This window comes from Tistrella mobilis, from assembly GCF_041468085.1.
Classification (GTDB): Bacteria; Pseudomonadota; Alphaproteobacteria; order Tistrellales; family Tistrellaceae; genus Tistrella; species Tistrella mobilis_A.
In genome coordinates this window covers 4,669,925-4,690,917 of the sequence record NZ_CP121017.1, presented here as the reverse complement: position 1 = coordinate 4,690,917, position 20,993 = coordinate 4,669,925, and the positions used below count along the sequence as shown (strand labels likewise).

Sequence of the window (20,993 nt, the reverse complement as noted above, 5' to 3'; positions counted from 1 at the left end):
TTGCCCTGTTTTTGGTCATTCAGAATGATTCCAGGAATAATGCATCTAAAACAGGCAGATTTCGGTGAGGAGGGCGGGCGGCACCGCCAGGGTGACGAGGCCGATCAGACCCAGACCGACACCCGCCGCCAGCCGCAGCCGTGGTGCGCCATGGCGGGCCCGGGCGATGAGACCGCCCGCCCCGAGTGCCGCGGCGGCGACCGCCGGCATGGTGCCGAGGGCGAAGCCCGCCATCACCAGCGCGCCGCCGGTGGCGGATCCGGCAAGCAGGGCGGTGAGCAGGGCGGCATAGACCATGCCGCAGGGCATCAGCCCCCAGACCGCCCCCAATGCGACGGCGCGGATACCGGGGCCGGCCGGAACCGGCTGCGGCAGCAGCCCGGCTGCGGCGGCACCCGCCCGCCGTGCCAGGCCGTCGAGCAGCCGGGGCCCCCGGCCGATGCCGGCCAGGGCGGCCCCCAGCCAGAGCAGGTTCAGCGCCGCCGCGATCCTGAGCAGCTGATTGGCGCCGGCCAGATCGAGCAGCCCGGCGACCCCGGCCGAGCCGGTCCCGGCCACGGCGCCGGCCAGAGTGTAGGTGAGCGCCCGCCCCGACTGGATGCGGAGAAGCGCCCCGGCCCGGCCGCGCGCCGTGGCGGCGGGCCGGGCGGCGAGCAGGGTGGCCGAGGCAATGCCGCCGCAGATGCCGGCGCAATGCAGGCTGCCGGCCAGCCCCAGCAGCAGCCCGCCCATGAAGGTCGGCAGAACGGCCATGACCCTCTCCCTCTCCCTCTACCTCTCCCCTTCCCTTCCCTGCGCCTTAAGCGGAGGCGTGGGCGCAGCAGCTGGCGGCGTTGGTCTCGGGCGCCATGTCGATGCAGGGATTGCCGTTGAAGAAGCCGGACGGCATCAGCTTGAAGCCGGTCATCACGCAGGGCTGGACGGGGAAGTCCTCGATCCGGACCGGGTGGTGCAGGCCGAAGACATGCCAGAGCACGATGTCGGCATTCTCGATCGGCCGGTCCTGCCGCACGAAATCGGGCAGGCCGCCGGCGCCGGTCGAGTGGTTCATATGCTCGCCCGCCGGGAAACGCTCTTCCGCATCATAGGCGGTGACCCAGACATGGTTCTGCACGAAGCCCGCCCGTTTTCCCGAGGGGCTGTCGGGATGGACGAAGGGGGTGACGCAATGGCCAGGTTCCAGCTTATAGGCGACCGGCGTGCCGGCATGGTTCAGCCGGCCGGGGTTGATCACCTTCCAATAGCGATGGGTGGCGGGTTCGATCCGCCGACAGGCCTCCAGCTCGGTCTTCAGCACGGTCTGGGCCTCGTAGAAGGCATTGCCATAGGGATTGTCGGGGCCCGGCGCCTCGGCATAGGTGTTGCACTCGACGAAGCTGTTGGCATCACCATCGACCGCCATGTCCAGCCGGGCACAGAAGATGTGCTGGTGGATATGGCCGACCACGCCCGGCGCCACCTCGCGGCCATATTTCGGCGGCTGGCCGGGGATGCAGGCGGCGGTGTTGATGATGCCGGTCGCCTTCATCTCGAACTCAATCGTGCCGTCGATATGGAAGTACCAGTAGAGCGCATATTCGTAATTGCCGACCGTGCAGATGCACGACACCACCAGCTTGCGCGCCCGCCGCACCTCGGCGCGTTCGGTGCGGAAGTCCCAATGCTTCCAGAGCAGGCCGGAATCTTCTTCGTGGATGCAGATCGCCTTCTCGATCGTCATCACTTCGCCGCTCATGGTGGCGAGATGGACGTCGAGATATTCGATGGCACCCAGGCAGTCGCAGCCGAGTTTCAGCGAATTGGCAAGCTTGCCGATGCCGTATTCGCCGATGTCGAACACGTTCTTGCGGAAATGGCCGTTATCGGGGCTGCCATAGGGCACGACCATTTCGACCAGCGAGGCGCGGTGGATGATCGGCCGGCCGTCATAGCGGATGTCGTGGAGCGTGAGCGATTCGCGGGCATTGAAGCCCACCACCAGCGACCATTTGTCCCAGCTGAGCACGGGACCGTCGAGCCGGAAGCTGACACCCTCGGGCTGAACGACGTTGAGCGGTTTCAGTGCCGGACGGAAACTGTCGCGGAACTGGGATTCATAATTGTGCTCCCCCATCGGCACCGGCACGACGCCGTAATCGTCGACCCGGATCACCTCCTGCGTCTTCAGGTCGACGACCGCATTCACGCCCTCGATCGGATGGGCGTAGAAGTTCTCGTTTTCGCGCAGCCGCAGCCAGGCGAAGGTGTGGCAGAGATGGCGGTCTTCCTCTCCCGGCACCGAGAAATTGCCCGCCGACCAGGGGTCGACGCAGACCATCGCCATGTCGGTGATGCCCCGCTTCGCGCAGGCGGCGACGAAATCGGGGCTCGCCTTCACGATGTCCTCAATCGCCATGAACTGTTCCAGCTGGATCATCGGCCGGGCATCGGGCGCCTCGGTGACGGCGGTGACGGCGCCCGCATCCAGGTCGACCACGGTGCGGGTGACGCCCAGCCGGTGCAGGCTGAACAGGTTGACCCGCGCCTCTCGCGGGACGGCGCTGCCGGCCCGATAGGCGGCCTTGTCGGGCTCCTTCAGTTCGACGGTCTCGATGGCGAGCCCGGCCAGGTCCGGCCGGGTGCGGATGATCGAGACCGCCTTGCGGATTTCTTCGGGGGACAGCGGACGCAGCGGGTGCAGCACGTCGAGGGTGCGGGTGGCCTGGCCGTGGCAGCAATCCATGGGGCGAACTCCTGAAGGCGTGACGTCGAAAAGAGACGCGGAGGGCGGGGAATGGGTGTGCGGGCGCGGGGGATTGCGGGGGCGGAGAGCCGGTCAGGCGATCTCTTCGAAGGCCTTGCCGATGCGGGCATAGACGGCGGGCCTGCGGACACGCAGGCTGAGGGCGAAGGCGATGCCGAGCCCGCCGATCACCAGGATCAGCAGCGGGAAGGCGGCGACCAGGCTTGAATCCGATCCGCTGACCAGCTCGACATTCGCGATCACCAGCCAGAGACAGACGGCGAGCCCGAGCCCCGAAAGCGCCGGCGCGATCGCCCTGTTCCAGAGCCGGACGCCGCGGGCGTCGCTGCGGAAGAAGCCCAGCACCGACAGCGAGACCAGGATCTGCATCACCAGGATGCCGATGCTGGCGAAGGTGCTCATCCAGGCGAAGACCACGGCGAAAGGGTCGAGACCCGAGAGTGCGAACAGGATCACCGCAGCCATGGCAAGACCGGTCTGCACCAGCCCTGCCACATGGGGAGACTGGTGATCGATATGGGTGCGGGCAAGGCCGGCCCAGGCCAGCCCTTCGCGGCCGATGGCGAAGAAGTAGCGGTTGATGGTGTTGTGGAACGACAGGGCACAGGCGAACAGGCTGGTGATCAGCAGCAGGTTCATGATCGTGGTCACCGCCGGGCCGAGCAGTGCGTCCGAGGCATCGAAGAACAGGGTCGCGGTGTGCTCGGTGGCGGCGGCGACGATGGCGGTCGGGCCGTAATACTGGGTGATCGCCCAGGTCGAGAAGGCATAGAAGCAGGCGATCACCACCACCGCCACATAGGTGGCGATCGGGATGGTCCGCCGCGGATCGCGGGCCTCTTCGCCGAAGATGACGGTGGCTTCGAAGCCGATGAACGAGGCGACGACGAAGACCAGACCGATGCCCAGCCCCTCGCCGGCGATGGTGGCGGGGGCAAAGCTGGTGGCGGTGAAGCCTTCAGGGCCACCGCCGGTGGCGACGATTGCGAGGTCCAGCACCAGCAGGATCAGGATCTCGGCGGCCATGCAGATGCCGAGCACCCGGCCGCTGAACTCGATCCGACGCATGCCGCAGACATGAACGGCGATGCCCAGTGCCAGCGCGAAGGCCCACCAGGGCAGCAGGCCGCCGGTGGTATCGGCCATGAAGAAGCCGAACAGGCCGAAGACCGCGATGTCGATGGCGTTGTAGGTGGCGAGCGCGATCAGCGCGCCGCCCACGCCGACCGGCTTGCCGAGGCCGGCGGCGATGAAGGGATAGAAGCCGCCGGCCGAACTGACGAAGCGGTTCATGGCGGTGAAGCCGGCGGCGAACAGCAGATAGAGTGCCCCCACCAGCAGATAGGTGCCGGGGACGCCGGCGCCGTTCCCGAAGGCGAAGGCCGCGGGCGAGGCGCCGACCACTGCGGTCAGCGGCGCCGCAGCAGCCAGGACGAAGAAGACGATGTGCGAGACGCCGACGGCGTCGCGGCGCAGCGAGCCGGCCGCCGGCGCAGCCGGGCCCTTGGCACCGGATGCTTCCGTGATCGTGGACATGAGACCCCCGTCTGCGGCCCGGCGACCCGCTCCCCGCGTGTCCCGTGCCACATGCCTTGCGCCGTGGTCGGCGTCGTTTGCGATGTTCATCCACGAGCCTGGGGCCTTCGGCGCCCGGTCACTTGACATCGAGCGACAATTTGCCGCGCTGCATCATGAACGCGAGGGTCGGACGGGTGCGATGTGGCTGCGCCCGCGGGTTCAATCTGCCCCCGACTTTGGTCCTGCGGCGGCAAACTGTGATTGAAGCAACTTTACAAACGGCGGATCTGTGCCCAAATGCCGCGCGGGCGCGCGGCCGAAACGGTGTCGGGGGGATGCCGCGGTGATGCGCGCCCCGTATCGAGGAGAGCCGGAACATGCCGTCCACGACCACTGAGCCCGTCAAGCCCGTCACCCACGACGTGGTGCTGATCGAAGGCGACGGGATCGGACCCGAGATTGCCGCAGCCGTGCGGCTGATCTTCGAGGCGGCGGCCGCCCCGGTGAGATGGACACCGGCAGTCGCCGGTGGCCGTGCCTTCGCGGCCGGTGTCGCGACCGGCGTGCCGGCCGAGACGGTGGATGCGATCGAACGCGCCCGTCTGGTGCTGAAGGCGCCGCTGGAAACCCCGGTCGGCCATGGCGGCAAAAGCGCCAATGTGACGCTGCGCAAGCTGTTCGAGATGTACGCCAATATCCGGCCGGTGAAGGAACTGGCCGGCATCACCACCCCGTTCTCGGGCCGCGGCATCGACATGGTGATCGTGCGCGAGAATGTGGAAGACCTCTATGCCGGCATCGAGCACATGCAGACGCCGGACACCGCCCAGGCGCTGAAGCTGATCACCCGGCGCGGCTCTGCCAAGATCGCGCGCGCAGCCTATGAACTGGCCCGGCGCGAGGGCCGCAGCCGCGTGACCGCTGTGCACAAGGCGAACATCCTGAAGCTGACCGAGGGCCTGTTCAAGCGCACGGTCGAGGCGGTGGGCGCCGGCTATCCCGACATCACCACCGACCATATGATCGTCGATGCCTGCGCCCACAAGCTGGTGGTGGCGCCGGAACAGATCGACGTCGCGGTCATGACCAACATGAACGGCGACATCCTCTCGGATCTGGCTGCCGGCCTGGTCGGCGGGCTGGGCCTCGCCGCCAGCGCCAATGTCGGCGACCATGCGGCGATGTTCGAGGCGGTCCACGGCTCGGCCCCCGACATCGCCGGGCGCGGCCTCGCCAACCCCACCGCCTTCCTGCAGGCCGGCCTGATGCTGCTGCGCCATCTGGGCGAGGCCCGGGCGGCGGCGCGGATCGAGGCGGCGCTGGCACTGACCCTGTCGGAGGGCCGGGTGCTGACGGGCGATCTGGCCCGCGGCAAGGTCGAGGCGGCATCGACCATGGCCTTCGCCGAGGCGGTGGCCGCCAATCTGGAGCGGATCGACCCGGCCGCCCTGCCCGAGGCCGCGGCACCGGCCGGGATCGAGGCAGCCCCCGCCCCCGCCCTGCCCGACCGCATTACCGTCACCACGCGTGAGGATGTCGGCTTCGATCTGTTCTTCGAGGTGGAGAACGCCGCCCCCGCAGAACTGGGTGCCGAGATCACGGCCCTGGCCGAAGGCTCGCCCTTCCGGCTGAAGCACCTGTCCAACCGCGGCACCGCGATCTGGCCAGGGGCCGCATCGCGCACCGAACTCACCCCCCACTGGCGGGCCCGCTTCGTCCGCCGCGCCGATGCCGCAGCCGGCTTCGACGATGCCGCGGCCCTTGCCCTGATCGGCAAGGTGGGCGCGCGCCATCGCTGGATGCATGTGGAGAAGCTGCTGGTGACCGATGGCGCCGACGGCTTCAGCCGCGACCAGGGCGAGGCCTGATCCGTATCCGTGCAGGGGGCGCCGCCCCCTGCACCGCGACGTCCTGTACGGCCTCAACCGCCGCAGACGAAAACACCCCGCCAGGGCTGCCCTGGCGGGGTGTTTTTCTGAAACTGGAGCGGGCGATCGGGATCGAACCGACGACATTCAGCTTGGGAAGCTGACGTTCTACCGCTGAACTACGCCCGCGCGGTGCAGGCAAGATAGCCGGGCGCCCCGCCGCGATCAAGGCCGCAGATGCGGCCCCGGGCGCAGGATCAACGCTTTCCCTGTGGTTGACCTTCCGGCGGTTCCGGGCCTGTATGGGGCAGGAGCTGGATGACAGATGATGCAGGAGGTCCCCCGATGCCGCAGATCCGCCCCAGCCTTGCCGGTCTGGCCCTGCTGGCGCTTTCGGCCTGTGCCGGCAGCGGGCCCCGGACCTTCCTGGCCACAGAGCCGGTGCAGCCGCTGAACGGTTCGGTGATGCTGACGGGGCCTGCGGCCGAGACCGAGCTCGACTGCCGCCTGGAGATGCAGGCGACGCTGGATCCGCGGATCGGCGCGCGGGACAGCCGCAGTGACGGCCCGGTGGGTGTTGCCTATCACCCCCTGGAGGACGGCGCGGTGCGGCTGGCCGCCGCCTTCCGCAATGCCGCGGTGGGCGCACGGATGGTGCCGGCCGAGGGCCGGGTGGTCGTGCGGATGGATGATGGCGGGGATGCGGAGCCGGGGCTCCGCCCGGCCTATCTGCTGTCGGGCTATCTGGGCTTTCTGGGCGGGGCCGGCGTCTATGGCCGGCCGCTCGACCAGGGCGACGCCCTGCCGGTGCCGCCCGATCCGCCGCTGATCGCCCTGTTCCGGCAGGCGCTGGTGGCCGATCCGGCGCAAAGCGTCTATGTCCGCCGGCCCGAGGCCGCCGAACGCAGCCGGGTGGTGGCGGGCGGCATGGAGATCGACGGCCGCCCGGCGGTGATGATCCGCACCGTGTCGCATCAGATGACCGAGGGGGCGCCCGGGATCGTGCGCTCGGGCTATCTGTCGTCGGATTATGTGATGGAAGAGACCTACGACACCGCGACGGGCTTGCCGCTGCGCCAGCAGCTGGATCTTGCCATCGATGCCGTGGATGGTGCTGAGCGCACGCCTATGGTCCATCACGTCTCGACCATGACCTGCGCCCCGCCGGCCGGGTGAGACACGCGCACGTGATTTGTACCGCCGTGGATGATCCGGCATATGCTTGAGACAACCGACAGCCTGGAAGAGGATGCCGAGGGATGACGCTGTGGATGCGGATCGCAGGACGGATGGCCCTGGCGGCAGCACTGAGCTGGGGGGCATCGGCCCAGGCGGCCGGGAGCACGGCCACGGCGCCGCAGCCGGCCCCGAAGCCGCAGGGGGCACAGCTGCGGGCGCAGACCGACTGGCAGGCGGTGCTGGACGAGGCCCGCGGCCAGACCGTGCGCTTCAATGCCTGGGGCGGCGACCCGAAGATCAACGAATTCATCGAGCGCGTGGCGGCCGAGGCCGAAGGCTGCTGCGCCGTCATCGTCGAACAGGTGAAGCTCGCCGATACCGCCGAGGCGGTGGCGCGGATCAAGGCCGAGGCGGCGGCGGGGCGGAAGACCGAAGGCGGCTCGGTCGACCTCATCTGGATCAACGGCGAGAATTTCGCGGCGCTGCGCACGGCGGATCTGCTCTGGGGGCCGATGCTCGACCGGCTGCCCGATGCCCGCTTCATCGACCTGGGGGCCAATCCGGCACTTGCCCGCGACGGGTCATTGCCGGTCGACGGCTACGAGGTGCCCTGGGGGCTGTCGCAGTTCGGCCTGGTCTACGACCGGGCGGTGACGCCCGACCCGCCGCGCAGCCCCGCCGCCCTCGCCGACTGGATCGAGGCCCATCCCGGCCGCTTCACCTATCCGGCGCCGCCGGATTTCATCGGCAGTGCCTTCCTGAAGCAGATGCTGATCATGCTGCTGCCCAAGGACAAGCGCCCGGCCCTGATGCGCCCGGTGGATCCGGCCAGGGCGCCGGACCTGACCGCGCCGCTCTGGGCCTGGCTCGACCGGATCCGGCCGGCGATGTGGCGCGAAGGCCGGGCCTTCCCGCCCAATGGCCCGGCGCTGGAGCGGATGCAGGCCGATGGTGCGGTGGATCTGGGCTTTGCCTTCCATCCGGGCCAGGCGGCCTCGGCGATCGCATCGGGGCTGATGCCGGCATCCACCCGGGTGATCGGCTGGTCGGGCGGCAGCATCGCCAATGCCCATTTCGTCGCCATTCCCGCCAATGCCGATGCGAAGGCGGGTGCGATGGTCTTCGCCAACATGCTGATTTCGCCCGAGATCCAGGCCGCGAAGCTGGATCCGCTGATCTGGGGCGACATGACCGTGCTCTCGGCCGGGCGGCTGTCGGAAGAGGATCGGGCGGTGTTCCGCGACATCGATCTGGGCCCCGCCTGGCCGAGCGAAGAGGAGCTGGGCCCGGCCATCCCCGAGCCGCATCCCAGCTGGACCGACTGGCTGGAGGCCGAATGGTCGCGGCGCTATCTCGCCGGTTGAGCCGGGCGTGACCGGGCTGCCGGGCGCCGGAGACTGGCGGCCTGCGGCGCCGCCCGGGCGGTCGCGGCTGCTGGCCCTTGCCCCCTGGATCGCGGCTGCGGTGCTGGCGCCGCCGCTGGCGGGCGGGCTGGCCGGAGCCGTTGCCACGGCCCCGCTTTCCGCCTGGCGGCTGCTGGCGGCCGAACCCGGCATCGGACGCTCGATCCTGCTGTCGGTTCTGGTGGCGGTGGCGGCGACGGTCATCTCGGCAGCGCTGGCCGGGGCGATCGCGGCCCTGGTTGCGGCGCGCCCGGTACGGGCGCGGGCGACCGAACGTCTTGCCCTCGTCCTGGTGGCGGCCCCCCATGCGGCCGTGGCGGTCGGGCTCGCCTTCCTGATCGCGCCCACCGGGCTGCTGTTCCGCCTGGCGGGCGGATGGATCTATACCGCGGCCGACGGGCGGGCGCTGCCGCCCGATCTGCCGCTGCCCGGTGACAGTTGGGGGCTGTCGCTGATCGCCGGGCTGGTGGTGAAAGAGATGCCCTTCCTGCTGGCGCTGACCATCGCGGCGCAGCAACGGGTGGGCGCGCGCGCCGCACTCGATCGCGCCCGCAGTCTGGGCTGGCCGGCCGCCAGCGCCTGGTGGCGGGTGGTGGCGCCGCAGATCTGGCCGCTGCTGCGCCTGCCGGTCGCGGCGGTGGCAGTCTATGGGCTGGGCACGGTCGACATGGCGCTGGTGCTGGGTCCCAGCCTGCCACCGGTGCTGGCGGTGCGCAGCCTGTCGCTGCTGTTCGATCCCGATCCGGCCCGCGCGGCGGCCGGTGCCGCGGCCGCCCTGCTTCAGCTGGTCCTGGCGGTTGCGCTGATCCTGTCCGGGCTGGCCGCAGAACGGCTGGTGCGGCGTGGCGGGGCGGATCGGCTGACCGTCCGCCCCCGCCGGCCACTGGCGCCCTTTGCCTCCCGCCTTGCCGCCGGGCTGGGGCTGCTGGTGCTGGCGATGGCGGTGCTGGCCGTGGTGACGCTGGTCTTCTGGGCCGGGGCCGCGGTCTGGCGCTTTCCCGATCCGCTGCCCGCCGGCTGGTCGATGGCGCGCCTGACGGGCATGGCGGCCGATCTGGCGCCTGCGGCCCGGGCGAGTGCACTTTACGCCCTGCTGCCCGTGCTGATTGCGGTGCCGCTCGCCCTGCTGCTGCTGGAAAGCCAGGCCCGTTCCCCGGCCCGTGCCGTCGGCGAAGGGCCGATCTATCTGCCGCTGCTGCTGCCGCCAGCCGCCTTTCTGGCGGGCTTGCAGGGCCCGGTATTGCGCCTTGGCCTGGACGGTACAGGACTTGCGCTGGTCTGGTGCCACCTGGCGACCGTGTTCCCCTATGTCTTCCTGGCGCTTCGGGAAAGCTATCGGCGCACCGATCAGCGGCCGCGCCGGCTGGCGCGCAGCCTGGGCCGCAGTGGCTTCGGCGCCTGGACGGCGGTGATGCTGCCGCTGACCGTACGGCCGCTGGCGGTTGCGGCGGCGATCGGTTTTTCGGCCGGGGTGGCGCAGTATCTGCCCGCGGTGATGATCGGTGGCGGCCGGATCCCGCTGCTGGCGACGGAGGCGGTGGCGACGGCAGCCGGGCTGGACCGCCGGGCGGCGGCGGCCGCGGCCCTGCTGCTGGCGATGCTGCCGGCCGCTGGCTTTCTGCTGGCGAGCCTGATCCCCGACCCGGCCGGCCGAAGGCGGTGCCGATGAGCCTGGAGCTGGAAGAGGTGGCGGTGGCCATTGGCGGGCACCGGCTGATCGGGCCGCTGAATCTGGGCGTGCCGCCCGGGGTGATCGCGGCGGTGCTGGGGCCGTCGGGGATCGGAAAGTCGACCCTGCTGGCGGTGATCGCCGGCATCGCCGACCCGGTGGTGACCATGCGCGGCCGTATCCGGCTGAATGGCCGGCCGATCGACGACCTGCCGCCCGAGCGGCGCCGGGTGGGGTTGATGATGCAGGACGACCTGCTGTTCCCGCATCTGACGGTGGCCGCCAATATCGGTTTCGGCCTGCCCGCCGGGCTCGATCGGACGACGCGGCGGGACCGGATCGCCGCGGCACTGGCCGAGGCCGGGCTGGACGGGCTGGGCGGGCGGCATCCGGCGACCCTGTCGGGCGGGCAGCGGGCGCGCGTGGCGCTGATGCGCATGCTGGCGGCTGAACCGCAGGTGGTTCTGATGGACGAACCCTTTGCCCGGCTGGACCGGCCGCTGGCCGCACGCCTGAGGGCGCTGGTCTTCGACCGCCTGCGGAGGCGTGGCGTGCCGGCGCTGATCGTGACCCATGATCCCGACGAGGCCGCCGAGGCGGGCGGGCCGATCCTGCATCTCCATCCGCCGGATGGGGAATTCTCCTGACATGATCGGCACTTGACCCCCCGTGGCGGGCGGGCGTATCGTGCCTGTCGCGTCGCCGGGGCAGGGCCTGGCGACGATCGTGGGGATTTGGGCCGGCCGGCTTGCGGACCACGTTAATCACGCCGCTAAAAGGTCGGGGGCCGCGCACCGAACCCTTCACGCGCAGACCCGGCCAGAGGCCGGGTTTTTTTATGGGCCGAAGACCATGCGGGATACCGAAGACCGGACGGATGTCGACGCCGACTGTGGCGACGGATTGTGGAAGGCCACTGCTGCAGCGGCCGGAACGGAAGCCGCGGCAGAGCGCGGGCTTGCGACACGCGGGCTTGCGACACTGGCGGTACGTGCCGGGCTGGACCGCAGCCCCCATGGCGAAACCGCCGAGGCGCTGTTCCTGAATTCGGGCTATGTCTATGACGACGCCGCCCGCGCCGAGGCGCGGTTCCGCGGCGAGGAGCCGGGCTTCGTCTACAGCCGCTACGGCAACCCGACGGTGCGCACCTTCGAGACCCGCCTGGCGGCGCTGGAGGGCGCCGAAGCCTGCCGGGCAACCGCCTCGGGCATGTCGGCGGTCTGGAATGCGCTGATCTGTCAGCTCCGTGCCGGCGACCACATCGTGGCGGCCGAGGCGCTGTTCGGATCCTGCCAGTACATCCTGGCCGAACTGCTGCCGCGCTTCGGCATCACCACCAGCTTCGTGCGCGGCGCCGATCTCGACGCCTGGGCGGCGGCCGTGCGCCCCGAGACGAAGCTGTTCTTCCTGGAGACGCCGTCCAACCCGCAGCTGGAACTGATCGATCTGGCAGCGGTGGCCGAAATCGCCCATGCCCATGGCGCGAAGCTGGTGGTCGACAACGTCTTTGCAACCCCGATCCTGCAGAAGCCGATGGCGCTGGGCGCCGATGTGGTGGTCTATTCCGCAACGAAGCATATCGACGGCCAGGGCCGGGTGCTGGGCGGGGCGATCCTGGCCAGCGAGGCGTTCTGCGACGGGGCATTGCGCGACTTCCTGCGTCATACCGGCCCGACCCTCAGCGCCTTCAATGCCTGGGTGCTGCTGAAGGGGCTGGAGACGCTGCCGCTCAGGGTGCGGGAACAGACCCGCAGCGCCACCACCCTCGCCCGCCGTTTCGAAGGCCATCCCGCCCTCACCCGGCTGGTTTATCCGGGGCTTGCCTCCCATCCCGGCCATGATCTGGCCCGTAAGCAGATGTCGGGCGGCGGCACGCTGCTGGCATTCGATTTCAAGGGCGGCAAGGAGGCGGCGTTCCGCTTCCTGAACCGGCTGGAGATTGCCGACATCTCCAACAATCTGGGCGATGCCAAGACGCTGGCGACCCATCCCGCCACGACCACCCATCAGCGGCTGCCGGCCGAGGTGCGGGCGGCGGTCGGCATCGGCGACGGCCTGGTCCGGGTGTCGGTCGGGCTTGAGGATGTCGAGGATCTGGCGGCCGATCTGGCGGCGGCACTGGACGCCGCCTGAGGTTCCGACGCCCCGGAAACCGGTGTCCGGACATGCCGTCCCGACACCGGTCGGGCATCACCGCTTGCGCTCTGCCCTGGAAATCGGTTGCATGGGTCGCGATATTCCCTGTCCGGGCCTCTTCCGGGCCCGTCGATCCACGTTGCAGCAGGTAGGACCCATGGCGGCGGACCACGAATACAGCGCGACCACCCGCTCGATCATGGTGGCGGTGCGCCCGTTCTACGTCGACGACCAGTCCTCGCCCGAGGACGGGCAGTTCGTCTTCGCCTATCGCATCCGGATCGAGAACCACGGCGAGGAGACGGTGCAGCTGCGCGCCCGCCACTGGCGGATCATCGACGGGCTGGGCCGGCTGCAGGAGGTTCGCGGTGCGGGTGTGGTCGGCGAACAGCCGGTGCTGGCACCGGGCGAGAGCTTCGAATACACCAGCGGCGCGCCGCTCACCACGCCCTCGGGCATCATGGGCGGCAGCTATCAGATGGAGAGCGCCGGCGGTGAGACCTTCGAGGTCCAGATCCCGACCTTCTCGCTCGACAGCCCGCACGCTGCCCATACCATCAACTGATCCTCACAACTGATCCCGGTCGTACGGCATGGCCTGCGCTTGCAGGTGCTAACGCTGCGACCTATAGTCAGAGTTATGTCGAGCGCATGATCAGCAATCAATAGTTGATATGTGCCTCAGATCGTGGGCAGGATGATCCGCCGTATCGCGGTTCACCGGTCCACACCATCGCGGCTCCGTCGCGATACGCTCTCCACCCCGGTGATCCATCGGTTGCGGGCTTGCGTAAACGAAACGGAATCCGCACACGGCCGGAAGCCCGATGCGCCGTCCCCCGCCGTTCGCGTGGGCCCGCTGCGCAGCTGTCGGCCGCACCCTGGGAGTTGCACGTCAGATGACACGTGAAAACGTCGTGGCCGTGAAAATGGGAGGCCCGGCAGAGCTCGGCGCACCCGATGCCGCCAAGGCCGATGCCTCCGGAGGCCGCCCCAGCCGCGCCGAGGCGGAAGCCGCCGTGCGGACCCTGATCCGCTGGGCGGGCGATGACCCGGACCGGGAAGGCCTGCTGTCCACGCCCGACCGTGTGGTGCGGTCCTACGAGGAATTCTTCGCGGGCTACAGCCAGGATCCGGTCGAGATCCTGCAAAGGACCTTCGAAGAGACCGACGGCTACGACGAGGTCGTGGCCCTGCGCGGCATCCGGATCGAGAGCTATTGCGAGCATCATATGGTGCCGATCATCGGTGTCGCCCATGTGGCCTATCTGCCGCGCAGCCGCGTGGTGGGCATTTCCAAGCTCGCCCGCGTGGTCGAGGCCTTCTCGAAGCGCCTGCAGATCCAGGAGAAGCTGACCTCGCAGGTCGCCAATGCGATCGAGGAAGTGCTGCAGCCCAAGGGTGTGGCCGTGGTGATCGAGGCTGAGCACCAGTGCATGAGCACCCGCGGCGTTCACAAGCCGGGGGTGAGCATGGTGACCAGCCGCATGCTGGGCGAGTTCCGCCACAACCCGACGCTGCGCCGCGAATTCCTGACCCTGATCGGCAATCCGGCCGGGTTTTGACCACAGGTCGCGGGCATTACCCCGCGCCCGGGTGTCGAGACACCCCTGCCTGTTCACGGATGGGCAGGGGTGTCGTCTTTCATGGGGCCTTCCCTGACCGCGGCGTCACCTCGGACGTGGACAGCCGCGACGCTTTCCCCGATCATCGCGGGCGGCGCCGCATGCCCGATCGGGGGTGCGGCTTGGGTTCCGTGCGCCTGATCAGGGGCGCCGCACTGCTCGGGGGTCCGCGGCCGTGATCGACGTCAAGCCGGTGCTGTTCATCATCGGCGTGCTGCTGGCACTGCTGGGCGCCACCATGCTGGTGCCGGCAGCCTTCGATGCAGTGGTGGCCAGTCCCGACTGGTCGGTCTTCGTGGTGTCGTCGCTGGTGACCATCTTCGCCGGCGTCAGCCTGGTGCTGACCACACGCACCGCGCATCCCACCTCGCTCAGCCTGCGCCACGCCTTCCTGACCACCACCCTTTCATGGCTGTCGGTGGCGGCCTTCGCGGCGCTGCCGCTGCTGTTCGCGTCGCCCCATATCACCTATGCCGGCGCGTTCTTCGAGGCGATGTCGGGCCTGACCACCACCGGATCCACGGTGTTGACCGGGCTGGACACCGCGCCTCCCGGGGTACTGATCTGGCGTGGCATGCTGCACTGGCTGGGCGGCATCGGCATCATCGTCACCTCGGTCGCGATCATGCCCATGCTCCGCATCGGCGGCATGCAGCTGTTCCGGACCGAAAGCTCGGACAATTCCGAAAAGATCGTGCCGCGGGCCGCCCAGCTGGCGGCGGCTTTCGGCCGGGTCTATGTGGTGATGACGCTGGCCTGCATGGCGCTGCTCTGGGCCGCCGGCATGAACGGCTTCGAGGCGCTGGTCCACGCCATGTCGACGGTATCGACCGGCGGTTTTTCCACCTCCGATGCCTCGATCGGCCATTTCGACAGCCCGCTGATCGAGATGATCATCGTGGTGTTCATGATCGGCGGTGCCCTGCCCTTCGTGCTCTATATCCGCGTGCTCGGCCAGGATCGCGATGCGCTCTGGAAGGATGCGCAGGTGAGGGCGTTCTTCCTCGCCATCCTGGTCTGGACGGTGACGCTCAGCCTCTGGCTGGTGCTGCATGAACACATGGCGCCGCTGCAGGCGCTGCGCGTGTCGCTGTTCAACGTCGTTTCGGTCATCACCACGACCGGTTTTGCCACGGCCGATTACAATCTCTGGGGCACTTTCCCCTTCGCCGTGTTCTTCTGGCTGATCCTGGTCGGCGGCTGCACGGGCTCTACCGCCGGCGGCATCAAGGTCTTCCGCTTCGTGATCCTGGTGACCGCCGCCCGCCGCCACCTTCGCCAGCTGGTCCACCCGAATGCGGTGATCGTGCCCACCTACAACCGCAGGCCGGTGCCCGAAGCCATTCTGCTGTCGGTGTTGAGCTTCACCACCGTCTTCTTCGCGGTCTTCGTGGTGCTGTCGATCGTGGTGGCGCTGCTGGGGGTGGACTTCATCACCGCCGCCACCGCGGTTTCCCAGGCGCTGGCCAATGTCGGCCCCGGGCTCGGGCCGATCATCGGCCCGGTCGGCAATTATGCCACCATGACCGACCCGGTGCTGACGGTGCTGGCCTTCGCCATGCTGCTCGGCCGCCTGGAGCTGTTTACCGTGCTGGTCCTGTTCACCCGCGCCTACTGGCGGGGGTGACTGCGTTGCGCCGAAGCCCGGACCTGTTTACGGTTTGAGAAACCGGAGTGGTCTTCGCAGCTGCACATGTCGCCGTGATGGCCGCTCTCTCCGTCTGCCAGCTTCCTTCTCTGTCAGCCCTCCTCCCTGAAGGTCGCCGTCTGCCATGGACGCCTCGATTGACCTCGCCGGCCGGATCGGCCCGGCGGCCGACCCGGCGGTACCGGATGCCGAAGCCGCGGCGCTGATCGCCGCCCTGCCGACCGCTGCCGCCCGGCGCGATGCGCTGCTGGCGCGGCTGATCGCCTTCGACACCACCAGTCGCTACAGCAACCTGCCGCTGATCGCCTTCGTCGAGAGCTGGCTGGATCTCTATGGAGTACGGCACGAGCGGATTCCGTCGGCCGACGGCACCAAGGCCAATATCTTCGCGACCATCGGTCCTGAGGGCCGGGGCGGCGTGATGCTGGCGGGCCATACCGACGTGGTGCCGGTGGATGGACAGCCCTGGACGACCGATCCGTTCCGCCTGACCGAGCGTGGCGGGCTGATGCTTGGGCGTGGCACCTGCGACATGAAGGGCTTCATCGCCTGTGTGCTGGCCAAGCTGCCCGACTGGGCGGCCCTGCCGCTGACGGACCCGGTGCATTTCGCCTTCACCTATGACGAAGAGGTCGCCTGCATGGGTGCCCCCGACCTTGCCCGCCACATCCGGGGCCTTGCCGCCCGGCCGCGGCTGGCGGTGGTGGGGGAGCCGACCTCGATGCGGGTGGTGACGGCCCATAAGGGCGTCTGCCTGTGCCGCACCCGGGTGACCGGGGTGGAGGCACACAGCTCGCAGCCGCATCTGGGCGCCAATGCGATTTCGGCCGCGGCCCGCATCACCGGCTTTCTTGAGGAACTGGAGGCCGAATATGCCGGCATCGCCCAGGCCGACAGCGGGTTCGAGCCCCCCTATACCACCGTCACCGCGGTGATGGTGCGGGGCGGTACTGCCGTCAACATCATCCCCCGCGAGGCCGAACTGGACTGGTCTGCCCGGCTGATGCCCGGTCATTCGATCGACGACATCGTCCGCCGCCTGGATGCGCGGGTCGAGGCAGAGGTGCTGCCCCGGCTGAAAGCCGTTTCGGACGATGCCGGGGTGACCACGGTGGTGGACGTGAACGTCGAGCCGCTGACGCCCGAGGCAGACAGCCCCGCCGAGGCCATGGCGCTGGCGCTGACCGGCAGCAACCGTACCCATGTGGTGGCTTTCGCCACCGAGGCCGGCATCTTCCAGCGTGCCGGCGTGCCGGTGGTGGTCTGCGGGCCGGGCAGTATCGATCAGGCCCATCGGGCGGACGAATTCGTCGCCCGCGAGCAGCTGGACCAGTGCATCACCTTCCTGGACAAGCTGGATGGCTGGCTGGTCGACGGACTGGACAGGCGCCTTGCGGCGCGGATCGCATGACGATCCGGATGGCCGGGTCTATGCGACGGGGAAAGACCATGGCGGGAGACGACCGATGACCGACATCACCGACCGACCCGCCCAGGCGGGCGAGGACAGGGGCTGGATCTTCCATTTCGCCGAGGCGGCACGCTGGGCGGCGGCCACCCCGGGCGCCTATCGCGGCGGCCGGCTGTGCGAGACCGACGGCTTCATCCACTGTTCCACCGCCGATCAGCTGGCCGAAACCGCCCGTCTGCATCTGAAAGGCCGTGACGATCTGATGCTGGTGACGATCGACGTCCGCCGGCTGGGCGCGCTGCTGCGCTGGGAACCGTCACGCGGGGGGCAGCTGTTCCCGCATATCTACGGGCCGCTGCCGTCGGTCGCCGTGGTGCGCACCGATCCGCTGCCGCTGGGGCCCGACGGGCTGCATGTTTTCCCCGCCCATGCCGCGGTCTCCGGAGCGGGCGCATGAGCGACGCCTGGGGGCGGCTCGCGCCGCTCGTCTACCGCCTGGATCCGGAACGTGCCCACGGCCTGTCGCTGTTCGGCCTGACCAGCGGCCTTGCCCGACTGGCGGTGCCGCCGCATCCCGCCCGGCCGGTGCCGGCGCTCCGCCGCCGGCTCTGGGGGCTGGATTTCGCGCATCCGCTGGGTCTGGCGGCCGGCTACGACAAGAACGCGGTCGCCGTCGACCCGCTGTTCGGCTATGGCTTCGCCTTCATCGAGATTGGCGGCGTGACCCCCAGGCCCCAGCCCGGCAACGACCGGCCGCGGCTATTCCGGCTGACCGAGGACCGGGCGGTGATCAACCGCATGGGCTTCAACAATGACGGGCTGGATGTGGTGGCCGGCAGGCTGGCCGCCCGTGCCGCCCGGCGGCGGTCGACGGGCCCTGTCTTTGCCAATCTGGGCAAGAACAAGACCAGCGAGGATGCCCTCGCCGACTATACCGCCGGCCTTGCGAAGCTGGGGCCGCTGGTCGATGCGGTGGTGGTCAACGTCTCGTCGCCCAACACGCCGGGGCTGCGCGACCTGCAGGGGCGGGCGCATCTCTCAGGCTTGCTCAGCGGGCTGAAGGCGGCGCGCGACCAGGGGATCGCCGGCACGGCGCGGCCGCCGATCCTGGTCAAGATCGCACCGGATCTGGACGAGATCGGCCTGGCCGACACGGTGGATGCCGCCCGCGATGCCGGGATCGACGGCATGGTGGTCGCCAACACCACCATCGCCCGGCCGGACACGCTGCAAAGCCCCCATCGCAGCCAGACCGGCGGTCTGTCGGGGCGGCCGCTGAAGGCCCGGGCCCTGGCGCTGACCCGCGACGTGTTCCGGGCGCTGGATGGCACCATGCCGATCATCGGCGTCGGCGGGATCGAGACCGCCGACGATGCCTGGGACCGGCTTGCGGCCGGCGCCGGCCTGCTCCAGCTCTATTCGGCGCTGGTCTATGAGGGGCCGGGGCTGGTCGGGCGGATCGTCGAAGGCCTGAACCGGCGGGTTGCCGCCGAGGGGGTGAGGGATGTTGGGGAGATCGTCGGCCGGGCGGCGTGAACCGCGGATCGCCCCCGAAGACCTGGTCGAGGACGACGTCCTGGGGGATGTCGACGCCGTCGACGTGACCGGCCGGCCGGTACCGCCGCCGGTAGAACCCTTCGCCCTCGACCGGCGCGACCGGCTGTACATGGCGGGTTATGCTGCCGTCGGCCTGCTGCCGGCTGCCCTTATCCCCGCCGAAGGTGTGCTGTTCCGGCTGATCGTCTGGGCTGCGGCTGCGGGCGGTCTGGCACTTGCCCATCTGGTCGTCGCCCTGCTTTCCCGGCTGGCGGTCGAAAAGCGGGAGCGGATGCAGCTGGCCATCGACCTGCGCGCGCTGTCGGACCGGGTCGCCCGGATCGAGAGCGGCGGACAGTCCGGCGATCTGGTCGACGAGCTGCGCAGCCTGCAACGCCTGCTGCCTGAACTGGCCCGCAACCGGCGCGAACCGGCAACCGGGCCTGCCCGTGCCACCGCGACGGCCCGGGCCTCGGCCCAGGCAGGCCCCGCCGACACACGCCCTGTGCCACCATTGCCGCCGCTGGATCCCGAAGCGGTGCTGGATGCCGCGGTCGGCGCCGGGGCGATCGATGTGATGGTGACTTCCATCGTCCGCCTGCCCAGCCGGCGCCCGGCGCTGATCGAGGCCCGTGCCGTGGTTCATGGCCCCGACGGGCGGGTGATCGGCCTGGATGTGGTGGAGGATCGTGCCAGGGTGCCGGGGCTGGCCCAGCGGCTCGACAACCACTTGTTGCTGCGTGCCCTGCGTGTCGGCCGCCGACCCAGGGCGGGGGAGCCGAACCTGCCCGTGGTGGCCTATGTCACCGGCCACGGCCTGGCCGACCCGCTGGTGCACGAGGATCTGGCCGATTATCTGGCCGAAGATGCGGGCGTACCATCCTCGGTGATCGTCGCAGCCCCAGCCACCACCTGGATGGCGTTGAGCGATCCGCAGATCAATGCCCTGCAGCGGCTGACACGGCTGGGGTGCCGCTTCCTTGCCGACGGGGTCGATCCCAAGCGGATGAGTACGGAGACCCTGGCCCGCGGCCGGCTGCTCGCCTATGTGAAGATTCCGGCCGCCGTGGCGCTGGCCGGTGCCCGTACGCCCGATGGGGCTGCCGCCTTCCGCGACCTGCTGCGCGAACTGCGTGCCCGCAGCATCCGTGTCGTGGTCGACCATATCGACGACGAGCAGCGGCTGATCGACCTCTTGGACCTTGGCATCGAATACGGTGCGGGCTATCTGTTCGGCGAACCGCGGCGCCTCGGCTGATCCGGCCGCCTGTCCTCCCTGCCGTCAGCCCGCTCTGCCGCCGCTGCCTTCCTCCCCGCTCCGAGAACGGATCCGCCCCTCCGATGTCCATGACCGTATATGATGGCGTCGCCGCCATCGCGCCCGCCCATGACGGTTTCATCCTCGACCTCTGGGGCGTGATCCATGACGGCCGCCAGCTCTATCCCGGCGCCGTCGACTGCCTCACCCGGCTGCGCGAGACCGGCCGGCGGATCGTGTTCCTGACCAACGCTCCGCGTCGGGCTTCGCGGGTGATCGAGCAGCTGGACCGTTTCGGCGTCGATCGCGGCCTCTATGACGGCGTGGTGTCGTCGGGCGAGACCGCGCGCGATGCCGCAGCCTCCATGCTGGCGGCGGGGGAGATCGGCCGGCGGGTGCTGCATCTGGGCCCGCCGCGCGATGCCGGCCTGCTCGACGGCCTGCCCTTCGCCGATGTTCACGATGCGGCCACGGCCGATCTGGTGCTCAACACCGGCTTCGACGACGAGGATCCGCGGCTGGAACCGCTGATGCCGGCGCTGGAAGCCGCCGCAGCCCGCGGTCTGCCGATGATCTGCGCCAATCCCGATATGGTGATCGTGCGCATCGACGGCTCGCGCTTTCCCTGTGCGGGCGTGATGGCCGAGGCCTATGAGAAGCTCGGCGGCCGGGTGATCTCTTTCGGCAAACCCTACGCCTCGGTCTATGAGCGCTGCCTGGAGATCCTCGACCTGCCGCGGGAGCGGGTGGCGGCTGTGGGTGATGGCCCGCATACCGATATTCAGGGGGCAACCGGTTTCGGCATTCCGGGCTATTTTATCGCCGGCGGCATCATGGCGGAAAAGCTGGGCCTGGCCCATGGCGACCTGCCCGACGCCGGACGGGCGGAACAGGTCTGTGCCGAAGAGGGCTTCATGCCCACCGCGATGCTGCCGGCCTTCGTCTGGACGCGCTGAAGGGACCGATGCCGGGGGTTGCCGCGCCACGACGACGCACCGT

Annotated in this window: 17 protein-coding genes, 1 tRNA gene and 1 riboswitch; of the genes, 14 read left to right on the top strand and 4 right to left on the bottom strand. The window is 69.5% G+C overall.

The annotated features are described in order from the left end of the window. Positions 1 to 45: 45 nt before the first annotated feature. The 3 genes from P7L68_RS26750 to P7L68_RS26740 form a co-directional block, all read right to left on the bottom strand. Positions 46 to 753 (bottom strand): sulfite exporter TauE/SafE family protein, encoded by a 708-nt coding sequence (locus P7L68_RS26750; protein ID WP_372002862.1) that lies wholly within the window; start codon positions 751 to 753, stop codon positions 46 to 48. 46 nt (positions 754 to 799) lie between these two features. Next, positions 800 to 2,722: a primary-amine oxidase gene (locus P7L68_RS26745; protein ID WP_372002861.1), complete on the bottom strand. Its 1,923-nt coding sequence runs from the start codon at positions 2,720 to 2,722 to the stop codon at positions 800 to 802. 93 nt (positions 2,723 to 2,815) lie between these two features. Continuing rightward, a complete protein-coding gene (locus P7L68_RS26740) occupies positions 2,816 to 4,279 on the bottom strand; it encodes an APC family permease (protein WP_372002859.1) in 1,464 nt (487 codons plus the stop codon). Positions 4,280 to 4,638: 359 nt separating this feature from the next. On the opposite strand from P7L68_RS26740, the gene P7L68_RS26735 reads away from it, so the two are divergent. Beyond that, the gene (locus P7L68_RS26735; protein WP_372002857.1) at positions 4,639 to 6,129 is read left to right on the top strand and encodes an NADP-dependent isocitrate dehydrogenase; all 1,491 of its coding nucleotides are present in this window, start codon (positions 4,639 to 4,641) and stop codon (positions 6,127 to 6,129) included. A gap of 114 nt (positions 6,130 to 6,243) precedes the next feature. On the opposite strand, the gene P7L68_RS26730 is transcribed toward P7L68_RS26735, so the two are convergent. Next, a tRNA-Gly gene (locus P7L68_RS26730) sits at positions 6,244 to 6,318 on the bottom strand. A gap of 156 nt (positions 6,319 to 6,474) precedes the next feature. On the opposite strand from P7L68_RS26730, the gene P7L68_RS26725 reads away from it, so the two are divergent. From P7L68_RS26725 to P7L68_RS26665, 13 genes are all read left to right on the top strand, one after another. Then, positions 6,475 to 7,305, top strand: a complete 831-nt coding sequence (locus P7L68_RS26725; RefSeq protein WP_372002855.1) for a hypothetical protein — start codon at positions 6,475 to 6,477, stop codon at positions 7,303 to 7,305. Positions 7,306 to 7,388: 83 nt separating this feature from the next. Next, complete coding sequence (locus P7L68_RS26720) at positions 7,389 to 8,672, top strand: ABC transporter substrate-binding protein (RefSeq protein WP_372002854.1); 1,284 nt, start codon at positions 7,389 to 7,391, stop codon at positions 8,670 to 8,672. Between the two features lie 7 nt (positions 8,673 to 8,679). Then, on the top strand, positions 8,680 to 10,380 hold the full coding sequence (locus P7L68_RS26715; protein ID WP_372002852.1) for an ABC transporter permease: 1,701 nt from the start codon (positions 8,680 to 8,682) through the stop codon (positions 10,378 to 10,380). Beyond that, positions 10,377 to 11,027 carry an ATP-binding cassette domain-containing protein gene (locus P7L68_RS26710; RefSeq protein ID WP_372002850.1) on the top strand — a complete coding sequence of 217 codons (651 nt, stop codon included), beginning with the start codon at positions 10,377 to 10,379 and terminating at the stop codon, positions 11,025 to 11,027. The genes P7L68_RS26715 and P7L68_RS26710 overlap by 4 nt, the downstream gene beginning before the upstream one ends. A gap of 69 nt (positions 11,028 to 11,096) precedes the next feature. After that, positions 11,097 to 11,176, top strand: a riboswitch (SAM riboswitch). 56 nt (positions 11,177 to 11,232) lie between these two features. Continuing rightward, entirely contained in the window at positions 11,233 to 12,513 is a 1,281-nt protein-coding gene (metZ, locus tag P7L68_RS26705) for an O-succinylhomoserine sulfhydrylase (RefSeq protein ID WP_372002848.1), read from the top strand. Between the two features lie 160 nt (positions 12,514 to 12,673). Beyond that, entirely contained in the window at positions 12,674 to 13,081 is a 408-nt protein-coding gene (apaG, locus tag P7L68_RS26700; RefSeq protein ID WP_372002846.1) for a Co2+/Mg2+ efflux protein ApaG, read from the top strand. Positions 13,082 to 13,445: 364 nt separating this feature from the next. Continuing rightward, positions 13,446 to 14,081 (top strand): GTP cyclohydrolase I FolE, encoded by a 636-nt coding sequence (gene folE / locus P7L68_RS26695; RefSeq protein WP_372006976.1) that lies wholly within the window; start codon positions 13,446 to 13,448, stop codon positions 14,079 to 14,081. A 235-nt stretch (positions 14,082 to 14,316) separates the two neighbouring features. Further along, complete coding sequence (locus P7L68_RS26690) at positions 14,317 to 15,768, top strand: TrkH family potassium uptake protein (protein WP_372002845.1); 1,452 nt, start codon at positions 14,317 to 14,319, stop codon at positions 15,766 to 15,768. 145 nt (positions 15,769 to 15,913) lie between these two features. Further along, positions 15,914 to 17,200, top strand: a complete 1,287-nt coding sequence (gene argE, locus P7L68_RS26685; protein WP_372002843.1) for an acetylornithine deacetylase — start codon at positions 15,914 to 15,916, stop codon at positions 17,198 to 17,200. A gap of 55 nt (positions 17,201 to 17,255) precedes the next feature. Beyond that, positions 17,256 to 17,657: a DUF952 domain-containing protein gene (locus P7L68_RS26680; protein ID WP_372002841.1), complete on the top strand. Its 402-nt coding sequence runs from the start codon at positions 17,256 to 17,258 to the stop codon at positions 17,655 to 17,657. Further along, positions 17,654 to 18,736, top strand: coding sequence for a quinone-dependent dihydroorotate dehydrogenase (locus P7L68_RS26675; RefSeq protein WP_372002839.1), 1,083 nt, complete (start codon positions 17,654 to 17,656; stop codon positions 18,734 to 18,736). The genes P7L68_RS26680 and P7L68_RS26675 overlap by 4 nt, the downstream gene beginning before the upstream one ends. Further along, on the top strand, positions 18,705 to 19,994 hold the full coding sequence (locus P7L68_RS26670; RefSeq protein ID WP_372002837.1) for an EAL domain-containing protein: 1,290 nt from the start codon (positions 18,705 to 18,707) through the stop codon (positions 19,992 to 19,994). Before P7L68_RS26675 ends, P7L68_RS26670 begins: the two co-directional genes overlap by 32 nt. 83 nt (positions 19,995 to 20,077) lie before the next feature. Then, positions 20,078 to 20,950: a TIGR01459 family HAD-type hydrolase gene (locus P7L68_RS26665; RefSeq protein WP_372002835.1), complete on the top strand. Its 873-nt coding sequence runs from the start codon at positions 20,078 to 20,080 to the stop codon at positions 20,948 to 20,950. Positions 20,951 to 20,993: the final 43 nt, after the last annotated feature.